Source organism: Altererythrobacter sp. H2 (assembly GCF_035319885.1).
Taxonomy (GTDB): domain Bacteria; phylum Pseudomonadota; class Alphaproteobacteria; order Sphingomonadales; family Sphingomonadaceae; genus 34-65-8.
Map to the genome: position 1 here is coordinate 2,182,849 of NZ_CP141285.1, position 14,428 is coordinate 2,197,276.

Below are 14,428 nucleotides of genomic sequence, written 5' to 3' on the forward strand. Positions count from 1 at the left end.
GCGTTGCACCCGAAACGGGGCAAGCGCGATCAGCCTGCTTTCACCGCCTTGTAGGCAGACAATGCCCGCTCGCGCGCTTCGCGGTGCTCGATGATCCGGCGCGGATAGCGCCCGCGGCGATTGTCGGCCGGATCGTGGATCTCGCTGTCGGGCAGGTGCTTCAGTTCAGGCACATAGGCGCGGATATAGCCTGCGGCATCGAACTTCTCGCTCTGGCTGAGGGGCGCCATGATCCGCACGAACATGTTGGAATCAACGCCCGTGCCCGCGACCCACTGCCAGTTGCAGGCGTTGCTGGCATAGTCGGCATCGACCAGCGTGTCCCAGAACCACTTCTCGCCCACGCGCCAGTCGATCAGCAGGTGCTTGATCAGGAAGCTGGCGGCGATCATCCGCACCCGGTTGTGCATCCACCCGGTCTGCCACAGCTGGCGCATCCCGGCATCTACGATGGGGTATCCGGTCATGCCCTGCTGCCATGCCGCAAGGTCTGCGGCGGCCTCGCCGGTATGATCGCGCCACTGGAGCTTGTCGAATTCCTCGCGATAGCTCTGGGTGGCATAGGCCGGGAACTGGCAGATCGCGTTCTGGGCATAGTCGCGCCAGATCAGTTCCTTCTCGAAGGTTTTCCACCCGGCCGAGCGCCGGTCCTTCAGTGCGTGCCAGATCTGCACCGGGCTGACCTCGCCAAAGTGCAGGTGCGGCGAAAGCTGGCTGGTCTTGTCGACCAAGGGGAAATTGCGGCCTTCGTCGTAGTCGGCGACGTGATCGGCCCACCAGTCGAGCCGCTCGTGCGCCGCCGCCTCGCCAACCTGCCAGAAATCGCGCATCCCACCCGCCCAGTCGGGTCTGGTCGGGAGCAGGCTCCAGTCTTCCAGCGCATCGCTCGCGGGCCATGTCTCGGGCGAGGACAGCGTCTCCAGCTCGGGCAGCGCATCGCGCGGCGGGAGTTGCTCCAGCGTCGCTTTCGAGAACGGGGTGTAGATCTTGTACGGCGTGCCGGAGCCCGTCGTCACCGCGCCGGGCGGGAGCAGGTAATTGGCGTCGTGCAGCTGGAGGTCGAGCCGTTCCTTCAGTTCGCTCTGCGCCTTGCGCCACCATGGTTCATAATGCCGGTTGGCGTGGACCGTGGTTGCGCCGACTTCCGCCGCGACCTTCGTCAGTTCCTCCACCGCATCGCCGCGGCGCAGGATCAGGCGGCTGCCCTTTGCTTCCAGCGACCGGGCGAGGCTCTCAAGCGAATGGTGCAACCACCAGCGGCTGGCGCCGCCATAGGCGTGCCCCTTCGCGCGGGCATCGTCGAGCACATAGACGCACACCACCGGCCCGGCCTTGGCCGCATGATGCAGTGCGGGGTTGTCGCCCAAGCGCAAATCGCGCCGCAGCCAGACGATTTGGATCATCACATTCCTCGGTTGGTTCGTCATTGTGAGGCGACGCAGTCGCCGCGGCAATCCAGAGCCTCTCGCCCCAAACTCTGGATTGCCGCGCGGCTGCGCCGCTCGCAATGACGGGGACTATTGTAATGGCTCACACTTCAGATCCGGCAGCGCGACCGAGAACCGGTCCCGCGCGCGCGGGTCGTAGAACCGTGCATCGAACAGGCGATAGATACCGTCTTCCCCCGGCTCGATCATCGGAGCGCGTGCCCAGAACATGAAAGCACCTACCTGCGTGTCCCTCTCTGCCAGTTCGACCAGATTGCAAGCCGAAATGGGCACTCCGGGCAAGGCCGTACCGTTGATTGCGTACAGGCCATCCGATCCGGTGATTACTTCCCGGCGCGCAGGAAACAGCGGCACAGGGCTGGCGATCACCATGCTCGATCCGGTCGGAGCATAGGAATATGTGGTAGCCGCTACGTGACTGATCGCCCCATTGAAACCGATATACCCCAACGCCGCCACCATCGCGATCCGCGCCGGCTTTATCCACTCCCCGCCCCGCTTCTCCCGCCGCAGCGAGAACCACGTCGCCACGCCCAGCAGCGCCCACAACCACACGTCGATGATGAACAGCGTATCGCCATAGAACCACTGGCTGGAAAAGGGCTCCAGCAGGCGGATGCCGTAGACGTTGAGCCAGTCGAGCGCAGGGTGAGTCAGGCAGCCGAGTGAGGCGAGGCCGTAAAGCCAGCCGAAATGGACCGGCAACCGCCCTTCCGGCCGTTTCCCGCGCCTGGCCTGCCAGCGGTCGAAACCCCACAGCACCCCCGCGAGAATCAGCGGCAGCAGCACCAGCGCGGGCGGGCCATGGGTAATCCCCCTCCGGAAGCCGAGATGCTCGACTCCGTCCAGCCAGAAGAAGCATGCCGCATCGACATCGGGCAGGTTCGCCCCGATGATCAGCGCCGGCATTGCCAGCCCCGTCTTCCGCTTGAGCCCCGCCTGTCCGATCAGTGCGCCGACGAGGCTGTGGGTGAGATTGTCCATCGCCGCACCATGGCGGGAACAGGCTACATTTCAACGAAAAAGGGGCGGCAGGTCATACCCGCCGCCCCTCTTGCGCGCCGTGACGAGGATCAGTTCACGTCACCGCCGCGGCGGGCGTTGTTGAACTCGACCTGCGACAGATAGCCGTCTCCGTCCTGATCATAATAGAAGAACGAATCCGCCGCCCGATTGGCCTGGTCTGCGGTTACATAGGGAGTGGTATCATCGTTCGGCCGGGGCGCATTCGGGTCCATCGGAATGGCCCAGATCGCATATTCCGCCACCGACAGACGGCCGTCGGAATTGCGGTCAAGATAGCTCCAGTTCATGGCGCTGCGCTCCATCAACCCGCTGCCCGTTCCCATCTGGCCGGTCGTGGTGGTGGTGGAACCGGGGCTGGTTGTCGTCGTGGTCCCGCCGGTCGTTGTCGTGCCAGTGGCGCTCCCCGACTGCGCGAGCTCATTATGCAGTTCGCGAAATTGGCTGTTGAATTCGTCCACGTCGAATTCGGCGCGGCGTTCCTGCGCCTCGGCTGACAGGGTATAGTCCCGCTCAAGCGGATTGAACTCATCCGAACTGACGGTGCTGTCAGCCACAGTGGTATCGGTCACTGCGGTGTCTGACTCGAGCGTGTCTGCATTGTCGGGTTCATTGCCGCAGGCGGCCAGCGACAGGGCAAGCCCGGTCGCGGCGGCAAGGGTGATCTTGAGGTTTCGCATAGTAATCTCCGTGCGTTGAGGCATTGCTGCCCCCCTCCGTCCCCGAAGGAACGCACGGAGCCCAAATCTGTTCAAAAAAAGGCGCGAAAGTTTCCGGCTGCGCGGCGCACCGTGCCCTGTCTAGGCTGGGTGCCCATCTGGCTCGACCTTCCACGTCTGCCCCTTGGCGAGCAGTGCGGCGAGGTTGGGCTCCTTGCCTTCCGACAGGCGCTTGTTCTCGGCCACCACTTCGCTCTCGAAGCTCGGGCGCGGGTCATCGTAAAGCACACCGAGCGCCATCGGGAACGGGCCGAACGGCAGTTCCACCAGCATATGCGCGATCGAGCGGTTGGTGACGTTATGGACGATCACCTTGGCCGCCTGCCAGTCACCGTCCACGACATCGACCACTTCCAGCGACAGGGTCTCGTGGTTGAGGGTGATGCCCTTGGTCCCGCCAGCGAACAGCATCGGCTGGCCGTCTTCCAGCCACAGCTGGTTCTCCTCCGCCCCCTTGGGCGCGGCGAAATCGTTGAACACGTCCTTGTTGTAGACGATGCAGTTCTGGAAGATCTCGATGAAAGCCGCGCCCTGGTGGGCGTGAGCAGCCTTGAGCACGTCGGGCAGGTTCTTCGACACGTCGAACCCGCGTGCCACGAACCGCGCCCCGGCGCCCAGTGCAAAGGCACAGGCCTGAGCCGGCCGGTCAATCGAGCCGCCGGGGGTCGAGGGGCTCAGCGTGCCGGGGCGGCTGGTGGGCGAGTATTGCCCCTTGGTCAGGCCGTAGATCTCGTTGTTGAACAGCATGATCTGCATGTTCACGTTGCGTCGCAGAACATGCATCATGTGGTTGCCGCCAATCGAAAGGCCGTCGCCGTCACCGGTCACCAGCCAGACGTCGAGTTCCGGATTGGCCAGCTTCACTCCGGTCGCCACCGCCGGTGCGCGGCCATGGATGGTGTGGAAGCCATAGCTTTCGATATAGTACGGGAAGCGGCTGGAGCAGCCGATCCCGCTGATGAACACCGTCTTGGCCGGATCGCAACCGAGCTGCGGCAGCGTGCGCTGCACGGCCTTGAGGATCGCGTAGTCCCCGCACCCCGGGCACCAGCGCACTTCCTGGTCGGTTTCCCAGTCCTTGAGCGTGGTTTCGAACTTCACCGGCGCGTTCATTGATCGACTCCGATCGGGTTGGGCAGTTGCTGGTCGTTGGGCTCGACGTTTTCGCCCCCGGCATCACCCGGAATGCCGTCAAAATAGGTTACGATCGCTGCTTCCAGTTCGGCAATGGTGAACGGCTGACCGCTCGTCTTGGTCAGCGGCTGCGCGTCGATCAGGTACTGGTCGCGCAGGATCGTCTTGAACTGGCCGGTGTTCATTTCCGGCACCAGCACCTTGTCGAAACCGCGCAGCAGGTCGCCGAGGTTGGCCGGGAGCGGCCAGATGTGGCGGACGTGGATGTGGCTGACGTCGTGCCCGGCCTTGCGGGCCCGGGCCACGGCCTGGTGGATCGGGCCATAAGTGCTGCCCCAGCCGACCACCGCCAGCCTGCCAGTCTTTTCGCCCAGCGCAACCTGCTGGTCCCGCACCTTGATGTTGGCGATCTTGCCCATGCGCGCATCGGTCATCGCCTGGTGGTTGCCCGGCGAATAGTCGATGTGCCCGGTGTCGACCTGCTTCTCGATCCCGCCGATGCGGTGCATCAGGCCCGGCGTGCCCGGCTTGATCCACGGACGGCCGCCCAGCTCATTGCGCTTGTAGGGCAGCAGCGCGGCCTTGCCGTTTTCGTCGGCGGGCCCGTTGGGTTCGGTCAGGAACTGCGCCGGGAAGCGCTCGAAGTGGTCGGGATCGGGCACCTTCCACGGCTCGCTGGCGTTGGCGATATAGCCGTCGGTCAGCAGCATGACCGGAGTCATGTACTGCACCGCAATCCGGCACGCCTCGATCGCGCATTCGAACGAATCGGTCGGGCTGCGCGCGGCGATCACCGGCATCGGCGCATCGCCGTTGCGGCCGTAGACAGCCTGGTAGAGGTCGCTCTGCTCGGTCTTGGTCGGAAGGCCAGTGGAGGGCCCGCCGCGCTGGCTGTTGACGATCACCAGCGGCAGCTCGGTCATGATTGCCAGCCCCATCGCTTCGCCCTTCAGCGCAATGCCCGGGCCGGAGGAGGAGGTTACGCCGAGGCTGCCGGCATAGCTCGCCCCGATGGCGGCGCAAATCGCGGCGATCTCGTCTTCCGCCTGGAAGGTAGTGACGTTGAATTCCTTCAGCCGCGCCAGGTGGTGCAGGATCGCGCTGGCGGGCGTGATCGGATAGCCGCCGAAGAACATCGGCAGGCGCAGCAGCCGCGCGCCCGCAACCAGGCCGAGCGAGACCGCCTCAGCCCCGGTGACGGTGCGATAAAGCCCCGGGTTGGTCGGCACCGGATCGAGATGGACCTGCCGCAGGGGCCCGGCCAGCTCGGCCGTTTCGCCATAGGCATGGCCGGCGTCGAGCGCGGCAATATTGGCTTCCGCCAGTTCGGGCTTGTTCCGGAACTTGCCCTTGAGCCATTCATGCAGAGGCGCGCGTTCGCGGTCGAACATCCACAGGGCCAGGCCCAGCGTCCACATGTTCTTGCAGCGCAGGGCATCCTTGTTGCCGAGGCCGAACGGCTTGACCGCCTCGATCGTCATGGCGGAAATATCGAGCTTCAGCACATCGTGCCGGGCCAGCGTGTCATCCTCCAGCGGGTTGACCTCGTACTTGGCCTTTTCGAGGTTGCGCTTGGTGAATTCGCCAGTGTCGATAATCACCAGACCGCCGGGTTTGAGCGCAGGCAGGTTGGTCTTGAGCGCGGCCGGGTTCATCGCCACCAGCACGTCTGGCGCATCGCCTGCGGTGCTGATTTCCCTGCTGCCGAAGTTGATCTGGAAGGCCGAGACACCAAACAGCGTGCCTTGCGGCGCGCGAATTTCAGCCGGGAAATCCGGGAACGTGGCAAAATCATTGCCCGCCAGCGCACTGGAGAGGGTGAACTGCCCGCCGGTCAGCTGCATCCCGTCGCCGGAATCCCCGGCGAAGCGAACAACAACGGATTCGGGTGAAGCGGCAGTCTGGTGCGGCCTTTCGGCGGCTGTCGTAGCCATTGGCTTTCCTTGTCGCGCGCCGTGAGCCGGCGCATCATGTGCATCGAGCGCGGCACCTATGTACCCCGCCCCGCTCCCGCAATGAAGTTTTTCTCCCATGGTTGCAAAATGTCGAGTGGAAAAGCGCAGCGGTGCGGCCTAACCTGCCGAAAAGAACAGGATGGGAGAACGACCAATGGCCGAAGCCGAACATTACGTGCGCGAGGATGTGCGCGCCTTTCTGACGATGCTGGAGCAGATCGGCGGCAAGGGGGTGGACGAGGTCGGGCACATCGAAGGCCGCCTGCAGATGCGGGCCATGTCCGGCATGGCAGAGGCTGACGCTGTGCACCTGCCGGTAGTCCGTGACCTCACCTGCCCCGGCCCGGCTGGCCCGATTCCGCTGCGGCTCTACGATACGCAGGAAACGCGTGCCCCCGGTCCGGTGGTGGTGTTCCTACACGGCGGCGGGTTCGTGATCGGCGATCTGGAAGTCTACAACAGCCTGTGCACCGAGATCAGCCACCAGCTCGACCTGCCGGTGGTCTCGGTCGATTACCGGCTAGCGCCGGAGCACCCCTTCCCGGCTGCGCCAGACGATTGCGAGGCTGCGGCGCGGTGGATTGCGTCCTCGCCCGCCGAACTGGGCCGCCAGGTCACCGGCCTCGTCATCACGGGTGACAGCGCCGGCGGCAACCTGACCATCGTCACCACCAACCAGCTGGTCAACGAACCTGCGGCGGTGCCGGTGCTGGTGCAGGCGCCGATCTATCCGGTCGCCGACGACGTCAGCAAGCACCAGAGCCTGAAGGACTTCTTCGAAGGCTTCCTGCTGACCGGTGCGGCAATGGCCTGGTTTACCCAGCAATATGGCGGCGATCCCAGCGATCCGCGCCACACCCCGATGGTCGGGGATTGCGCCAACACCCCGCCAACAGTGATCTGCACGGCCGGGCTCGACCCGCTGCGCGATTCCGGCCGCGCCTATGCCGCGCACCTGATCCGGCAAGGCACCGAGGTGGCCTACTTCGAGTTTCCCGGCATCATCCACGGCTTCGTCACACTGCGCAAAGCGGTGCCCAGCGGGCAGGCAGACCTCACCGCATTCCTTGGCGCGATCAAGTCCAAGCTGGCGCGCATCGCACAATGAGCAGGGCAGACATCGAAGATCTGGGCTATCGCTTGTGCGTGGGCGTGATGCTGGTGAACTGTGACGGAAAGGCGTTCGTCGGTCGCCGGATCGACACCAAGGAAGGCGACTGGTGGCAGATGCCCCAGGGCGGTGTCGATGACGGGGAAGACCTCAACGGGGCGGCGCTGCGCGAACTGGCCGAAGAGACAGGCGTTCAGGCTGACCGGGTCAGCATCATCAAGGCCATGACGGAACCGGTGCGGTACGATCTGCCGGAGGAACTGCAAGGCAAGCTTTGGGGGGGCAAGTATCGCGGGCAGGAGCAGGTCTGGTTCCTCGCCCGCTTCAACGGGACCGATGCGGACATCGATCTTGAAGCGCACGATCCGCCGGAGTTTTGCGACTGGCGCTGGGTCGAGCCGGAGCAGCTGCCCGAGCTGATCATTCCCTTCAAGAAGCGCGTCTACCGCACTGTGCTGGAAGCCTTTAGCGACCTGATTTAGCTTGCGCCTTAATTGGCCTGGGTGACCTGCGCATCGGGCATGACCGCTTCAGCGGCAATCATGCGCGGTTGCGGGCCACGAGCAATGACGGCCGACAGGGCCCGGGCTTCGGGGCAGTTACTGCCGCACATCTTCTGCAGCCGGGCAAGGTTCGCCTTGGCCTTTTCGACTGCGCCCTTCTCCAACAGTGCAGCCCCTTCGCCCGAAATTGCCGCCAGGTTCTCCGGCTCGCGGTTGAGAGCCTCCCGGTAGTACCGGATCGCCTTGCCCTGCAGCCCTTCGCGGCGGGCTGCCTCGGCCAGGTCGAGGAAAATCGGCGTATGGCCGGGATCGACTGCGAGCGCCGCTTCGTAGGCATCAATCGCCTGCTGCGGCTGCCCGGCTTCGAGCGCGGCGCGGCCTTCCATGATCAGCACCGCCGCGCGGGGATCGACCGCCCGGTCCGCAGCAGAACCGATACTCGCGCTGACAGCAAGGACCAGCGACAGGGCAGCGGCAGGAGCAGCAAAGCGCATCACGATCTCCTTGAGCGCATCAAGACGAAAAGACTCGGACAGAGCCATAGTCCCAAGGGTTAACACGGCGAAGTGAAACGGGCGATGAAAAATCCGTCCGTGTCGTCATGGAACGGTGTCAGGCGGATTCCTTCCCCATGCGCACGGCCAAGCGGCAGGTCGGGTCGATCGGCGCACCAGCCGGGATGTCGCTCAAGAAAGGCGGATGCCTGCTGTGCGCCTTCACGATCGAGCAGCGAACAGGTCACGAAGACCAGCCGTCCGCCGGGGCGGACCAGCGTGGCGGCCAGATCGAGCAAGTGGACCTGCAAGGCAACCAGCCGGTCGAGCATGGCGGGCGTAAGCCGCCAGCGTGCCTCCGGATTGCGGCGCCAGGTGCCGGTGCCGGAGCAGGGCGCATCGACCAGCACCGCGTCCGCATTGCCTTGCCATGCAGACAGTGCCGCAAGTTCCTGACCAGGGTCGAGCAACAGGGTTTCGATTAGCCCTGCACCGGCGCGATGGGCGCGGGGCGGCAGATTGCCCAGCCGTCGCTTGTCCGTATCGCACCCGATCAGGATACCTGCGTTCTCCATGGCTGCCGCCAGAGCAAGCGTCTTCCCCCCTGCCCCGGCACACAGGTCGATGACTGTTTCCCCGGGTTGTGCCCCCACGGCCAGACAGGCAAGCTGGCTGCCGTGGTCCTGCACCTCCACCTGGCCGTCGCGGTAGGCGTCCCACTGCTCGACCGGGGTGCCCGATGGCAGGCGAAGGCCCTGGGGTGCCGCGAGCGGTTCAGCGGCCCGCGGCAAGTCGAGCGTCACGCGGTCAGCTTTCAGCGTGTTGACCCGCAGGTCAAGCGGTGCCCGGCCCAGCAGTGCCGCCGCTTCATCGCCCGCCAGTCCGGAACTCGCCAGCGCGCTTTCGATCCACTGCGGAGCGAGGCCACCCCGGGCTGCCGTTTCCCCCGCCACCACAGGCGCAGGTCCATGACCGGTGCCATCGAACAAGGCCGATATCGCCGGGTCGGCTTCGGCCAGTCGCAGCATTGCGGCGCGTCCGCTGGCGGGGACCGGCCCACACGCACGGATTGCGTCATAGACCAGCTCGCGCACTGCGCGGCGGTCCTTGCTCCCGGCATAACGGCGGGCACGGAAATACTCGCTAATCAGGCGGTCAGCCGGTGCGCCCTGCCCCTGTGCCGCCTCGATCACCGCGTCAAGCAGCTCGATCGCAGCCTGTACCCGCGCGGCGGGGGTCATCGGGTCGGGTAATTCGGCGCCTCGCGGGTGATCGCCACGTCGTGAACATGGCTCTCGGCAAGGCCTGCATTGGTGATGCGCACGAATTCGGCCCGTTCCTGCAAATCGGCAATCGTGGCGCTGCCGGTATAGCCCATCGCCGCCTTCACCCCGCCGACCAGCTGGTGGATCACGTCGGCTGCCGGACCCTTGTAGGGTACCTGCCCTTCGATTCCCTCAGGCACCAGCTTCATCGCCGAAACATCCTGCTGGAAATAGCGGTCCGCACTGCCGCGCGCCATCGCGCCGACGCTGCCCATGCCGCGATAGCTCTTGTAGGCACGGCCCTGGTAAAGGAAGGTCTCGCCCGGCGCTTCCTCGGTTCCAGCCAGCAGCGAGCCGACCATGACGCACGATGCGCCTGCGGCCAGCGCCTTGGCTGCGTCGCCGCTGGTGCGAAGGCCACCATCCGCGATAATCGGCACGCCTGACTTGGCCGCTTCCTCGGCGCTGTCCATGATCGCTGTCAGCTGCGGCACGCCAACCCCGGCAACCACGCGCGTGGTGCAGATCGAGCCCGGCCCGATACCCACCTTGACCGCGTCCGCTCCGGCGGAAATCAGCGCGCGGGTGGCCTCGGCTGTGGCGACGTTGCCGGCAATGACCTGGACGGAATTCGACAGCGTCTTGGCCCGTTCGACCGCCCGTGCAACGTCACGGTTGTGGCCGTGGGCGGTGTCGATGATGATGACATCGACTTCCGCCTCGACCAGCGCCCTGGTCCGCTCGAAGCCCTTGTCACCCACTGTGGTGGCCGCAGCCACCCGCAAGCGGCCCGCCGCGTCCTTGGTGGCGCTGGGATAGTTGACCGCCTTTTCAATGTCCTTGACCGTGATCAGGCCGATGCATTTGTAGGCATCGTCCACCACCAGCAGCTTTTCGATCCGGCGGCCATGCAGAAGGCGGCGGGCGGCCTCCTGGTTGGTCCCGAGCGGCACAGTGGCCAGATTCTCGGTGGTCATCAGCTCGCGCACCGGCTGCGCCGGGTTTTCGGCAAAGCGCACGTCGCGGTTGGTAAGAATGCCCAGCAGCTTGCCGTCCCGGTCGGTCACCGGGATGCCGCTGATGCGGTGCTGCTGCATCAGGGCCTGGGCATCGCCCAAAGTCGCGTCGGGCGAAATGGTGATCGGGTTGATCACCATGCCGCTTTCGAACCGCTTGACGACGCGGACCGCCGCGCACTGCACGTCAATATCAAGGTTGCGGTGAAGCACGCCCATCCCGCCGAGCTGGGCCATGACAATCGCCATGTCGGCTTCGGTGACGGTGTCCATTGCGGCGGAGATGACCGGGATATTCAGGCCGATTTCCCGCGTCAGGCGGGTGCGGGTGTCGGCCATGCTGGGCAGGACATCGCTTTCACCCGGGCGCAGCAGCACGTCGTCAAAGGTAAGGCCGAGGGGGATATCCTTGTATGCCACTGTCTGTCTTTCACCGGAAGATTCGTGGCGGCCCATGTAACCGCGCTTGGGGGCAGCGGCTAGAGGCGGCGCCGAATTATTCGGCGGCGGGTGTGAAGCGTTCACGATCGGCGAAGTGACGCACCAGCGCAAGGTGGAGCAAAACGTCCTCCGCCGCCCCGCCCAGTTCCAGCCCGTCGGCCGTGTCGCCCGGCTGGTGATAGCGGGTCTGGATGAACCTATCGAGCAGATCGGCATCGGCGTAGCTGCCCGACACGAGCACCGTCGGCACATCGGCCTGGAGCAGCGCCCAACCATCCTGCCGCCGGAGATACTGCGCCGCAACGTCCTGCCCGGCTACCGCGCGGCCGGTCGCCGCGATCACCCGCAAGACTTCCGCATCGAACGGGGCCAGCCCCTGCATCACGACTGCCACCGGCTTGCCCCGCGGGGCCAGGGCCCCGGTATCGAGGTTGAACGCGCCCACCACGCTGGAGAGCGGCACCGGCGGCTCCGCCACAAAGGCCGAAGCACCCAGGAGCCCCCATTCTTCCGCCGTGGTCGCCAGAAAATAGACATCACGGTCCAGCCGCGGTCCGTCGGCCAGAAGGCGCGCCAGCTCGGTCATCATCGCCAGCCCGCTGGCATTGTCGACCGCACCATTGCAGATGCGGTCAGGCTCACCTTCCGGGCGGCACACACCGAAATGGTCCCAGTGCGACAGGATCAGCACGGCCCCCAGCTGCGGATCGCGACCCGGCAGGCGCGCGATCAGGTTGTGAGTCCGCACGTCCGCCAGCTGTGCCCGCGTATCGAGCGACAGGGTAACAGGCAGCGCGGTGGGGCGAAAATCCTCCCGGTCGGCGTCCCGGAACCGGCCGGAAAACGGCTGAACCCCGGGCTGCGCCAACGCCGCATCCCGATCAACCAGGACAATCGGAGCCAGCGGCCGATCATCCGATGCGAGCCGGTAGGCACCATGGCTTCGCGCTTCGATGAGCGGGGCCAGTTCCGCCCTTGTGCCCAGCACCATGACAGCCGCAGCGCCCGACGCTGCCAGTTGCTCGATCCGGTCCATGCTCTGCGGCCCGGCAAAGTTCAGCGTGGGCACCCGGCCAACCAATTCGATCGGCTGGACTTTCGCCACATTGCCCACGAACAGCAGCGGCGCGCCCTTGACCAGATCCCGCCGCTGGGTGCCGAAGACCGTCACGGCTTGTTCCGGAAGATCCACCGTCCGGCCCGCCGATGTGAATGACACCACTCCAGCCGAGGGCATGGCCATCACCAGGTCCACCGGAGCGTACCAGGGGTTGGCCGGATCATTCGTCCCCGATTCGAGCCCGATGGCTTGCCATTCGCGCGCGAGGTACCGCAAGGTCAGGGCTTCGCCCTGGGTTCCGGGCCGCCGTCCTTCGTATTCATCGCTGGCGAGCACGCCGATGTGCCGGCCCAGCGCAGCCTCGATCGCATCCAGTTCGGCCCGTGGAGCAGAATTGGGGCCACTCATCGGGGCGCACGCACTGCCCAGCAGCGCGAGTAGCCCTGCGAGCCATGCCTTGCGTGTCACCCTGTGTGCCCCTGCTTTCCTGCCGCGCTGGCTATCCGGCGGTCCACCCGCCGTCGATACTCCAGTTGGCACCCGTCACATTGCCAGCTTCCGCGCGGCAGAGGAAGGCGGCAAGTGCGCCAACTTCTTCCGGCTGGACGAATTTCTTGGTCGGTTGTTTTGCCAGCAACACATCGTTGATGACCTGCTCGCGAGTCATCCCGCGCGCCTTCATCGTATCGGGGATCTGCCCCTCGATCAGCGGGGTCCAGACATAACCGGGGCTGATGCAGTTGGCAGTAACCCCGCTCTGCGCCAGTTCCAGAGCGATCGTCTTGGTAAAGCCCGCTATTCCGTGCTTGCTGGCATTATAGGCGCTCTTGAACGGGGACGCGGTGAGCGAATGGGCACTGGCGGTGTTGATGATCCGGCCCCAGCCCTTGGCCTTCATGCCCGGCACGGCCAGCCGCACGGTGTGGAAAGCGGCAGTCAGGTTGAGGCCGATAATCGCGTTCCACTTGTCGACCGGGAACTCCTCGACCGGGCTGACATACTGCATCCCGGCATTGTTGACGAGAATATCGACCGGGCCGAACTTTGCCATCATGGCCTCGATCTCGGCTACATCCAGCAGGTTTGCAGGGCTGTGAAGCGCGCCAAGTTCGCTGCACAGCGCGTCGATCTCGGATGCCTCGCCAAAGCCGTTGAGGATCACGTCCGCGCCGTCCGCTCGCAAGGCGCGCGCAATGGCAAGGCCAATGCCCGATGTGGAACCGGTTACGAGGGCGCGCTTTCCTACTAGGGTCATTGTCGACTCCGGTGCTTGTGTGGAGAGGGTTGTCCCGCCATGCTTTTGCCGCGAAGGGGCACACTGTCCAGCGATATCAAAGGCAAGCCATGGCCATTATGCGTGGGAGGGACTGCAATGAGACTGAACCGGTTTGACCCGAACAATATCCGTGTCGGCACCACCAGCGGCGGTGGCAGCTTTCCCGGCGGAGGGGGTGGCAAGCTGGGCTGCGGCACCGTGCTAATCGCCATTATCGGGGCCCTGGTGTTCGGGCTGGACCCGGCGCAGACAATCGGTGCCCTTGGCGGCGGGGAACCCGCAGAGGTCCAGCAGCAGGCGGACACCGAAGGGCAGAGCACCGAAGAGCTATGCACCTCGAACCAGTATTCGCTCGAGACGTGCAATGCGCTCAGCTCGCTCAACCAGACGTGGGAGCGAATTTTCCAGGAACAGAACGCGGCGTTCAGCCAGCCGACCCTCAAGTTCGTCGCCAGCAACCAGTTCAACAGCGGCTGCGGACCTGCTTCGACCGGCATGGGGCCGTTCTACTGCCCCGCCGACCAGGGCATCTACATCGATACCGGCTTCTACGAGCAGCTGGCGCAGATGGCCGGAGAGCGCGGCGACTTTGCCCGATACTATGTGGTCGCTCACGAATATGGCCACCATGTGCAGACGATAACCGGGGTGGCGGAGCAGATCCGCAGCGCCCAGCAGCAGAACCCGCGCGCAGCCAATCGTCTCCAGACCCTGATGGAATTGCACGCCGATTGCTATGCCGGCGTCTGGGCCGGCCGCAACCGCAACCTGATCGAACCGGGCGACATGGAAGAAGGCATGAACGCCGCCGCGTCGATCGGCGATGACACCTTGCAACGAAATTCCGGCCAGCGCGTTGATCCCGAAAGCTTCACGCACGGGTCCAGCGCACAACGCATGCAGGCCCTGCGGCTCGGATTGGAAACAGGTGATGATCGCAGGTGTGACGGGATTTTCGAAACGGGCTAGCGCCTGCCTGCTGT

The 14,428-nt window shown here is 65.1% G+C and carries 13 protein-coding genes; 3 read left to right on the top strand and 10 right to left on the bottom strand.

The genetic code is table 11. The features are described from left to right. Window positions 1-29: 29 nt before the first annotated feature. The 5 genes from U4960_RS10840 to U4960_RS10860 form a co-directional block, all read right to left on the bottom strand. Window positions 30-1,403 carry a cryptochrome/photolyase family protein gene (locus U4960_RS10840; protein ID WP_324260652.1) on the bottom strand — a complete coding sequence of 458 codons (1,374 nt, stop codon included), beginning with the start codon at window positions 1,401-1,403 and terminating at the stop codon, window positions 30-32. A 114-nt stretch (window positions 1,404-1,517) separates the two neighbouring features. Beyond that, window positions 1,518-2,432 (bottom strand): metal-dependent hydrolase, encoded by a 915-nt coding sequence (locus tag U4960_RS10845; RefSeq protein ID WP_324260653.1) that lies wholly within the window; start codon window positions 2,430-2,432, stop codon window positions 1,518-1,520. 89 nt (window positions 2,433-2,521) lie between these two features. Then, entirely contained in the window at window positions 2,522-3,151 is a 630-nt protein-coding gene (locus U4960_RS10850; protein ID WP_324260654.1) for a hypothetical protein, read from the bottom strand. Between the two features lie 120 nt (window positions 3,152-3,271). Continuing rightward, window positions 3,272-4,303 carry a 2-oxoacid:ferredoxin oxidoreductase subunit beta gene (locus tag U4960_RS10855; protein ID WP_324260655.1) on the bottom strand — a complete coding sequence of 344 codons (1,032 nt, stop codon included), beginning with the start codon at window positions 4,301-4,303 and terminating at the stop codon, window positions 3,272-3,274. Next, window positions 4,300-6,258 carry a 2-oxoacid:acceptor oxidoreductase subunit alpha gene (locus U4960_RS10860; RefSeq protein WP_324260656.1) on the bottom strand — a complete coding sequence of 653 codons (1,959 nt, stop codon included), beginning with the start codon at window positions 6,256-6,258 and terminating at the stop codon, window positions 4,300-4,302. The genes U4960_RS10855 and U4960_RS10860 overlap by 4 nt, the downstream gene beginning before the upstream one ends. Window positions 6,259-6,433: 175 nt before the next feature. Between U4960_RS10860 and U4960_RS10865 the strand changes: the two genes are divergently transcribed. Both U4960_RS10865 and U4960_RS10870 read left to right on the top strand, forming a co-directional pair. After that, entirely contained in the window at window positions 6,434-7,387 is a 954-nt protein-coding gene (locus U4960_RS10865; RefSeq protein WP_324260657.1) for an alpha/beta hydrolase, read from the top strand. Next, window positions 7,384-7,872, top strand: coding sequence for an RNA pyrophosphohydrolase (locus U4960_RS10870; RefSeq protein ID WP_324260658.1), 489 nt, complete (start codon window positions 7,384-7,386; stop codon window positions 7,870-7,872). Before U4960_RS10865 ends, U4960_RS10870 begins: the two co-directional genes overlap by 4 nt. Window positions 7,873-7,880: 8 nt before the next feature. On the opposite strand, the gene U4960_RS10875 is transcribed toward U4960_RS10870, so the two are convergent. Genes U4960_RS10875 through U4960_RS10895 form a run of 5 tightly spaced genes read right to left on the bottom strand, consistent with a single transcriptional unit; the run spans window position 7,881 to window position 13,424 of the window. Next, on the bottom strand, window positions 7,881-8,435 hold the full coding sequence (locus U4960_RS10875; protein WP_324260659.1) for a tetratricopeptide repeat protein: 555 nt from the start codon (window positions 8,433-8,435) through the stop codon (window positions 7,881-7,883). Between the two features lie 11 nt (window positions 8,436-8,446). Beyond that, window positions 8,447-9,628, bottom strand: coding sequence for an RsmB/NOP family class I SAM-dependent RNA methyltransferase (locus tag U4960_RS10880; RefSeq protein ID WP_324260660.1), 1,182 nt, complete (start codon window positions 9,626-9,628; stop codon window positions 8,447-8,449). Next, complete coding sequence (gene guaB, locus U4960_RS10885; RefSeq protein ID WP_416379066.1) at window positions 9,625-11,124, bottom strand: IMP dehydrogenase; 1,500 nt, start codon at window positions 11,122-11,124, stop codon at window positions 9,625-9,627. The genes U4960_RS10880 and guaB overlap by 4 nt, the downstream gene beginning before the upstream one ends. A 40-nt stretch (window positions 11,125-11,164) precedes the next feature. After that, entirely contained in the window at window positions 11,165-12,637 is a 1,473-nt protein-coding gene (locus tag U4960_RS10890; protein ID WP_324260662.1) for a M28 family metallopeptidase, read from the bottom strand. Between the two features lie 31 nt (window positions 12,638-12,668). After that, a complete protein-coding gene (locus U4960_RS10895) occupies window positions 12,669-13,424 on the bottom strand; it encodes a 3-hydroxybutyrate dehydrogenase (RefSeq protein ID WP_324260663.1) in 756 nt (251 codons plus the stop codon). A 117-nt stretch (window positions 13,425-13,541) separates the two neighbouring features. On the opposite strand from U4960_RS10895, the gene ypfJ reads away from it, so the two are divergent. Continuing rightward, window positions 13,542-14,414: a KPN_02809 family neutral zinc metallopeptidase gene (gene ypfJ / locus U4960_RS10900; RefSeq protein WP_324260664.1), complete on the top strand. Its 873-nt coding sequence runs from the start codon at window positions 13,542-13,544 to the stop codon at window positions 14,412-14,414. Window positions 14,415-14,428: the final 14 nt, after the last annotated feature.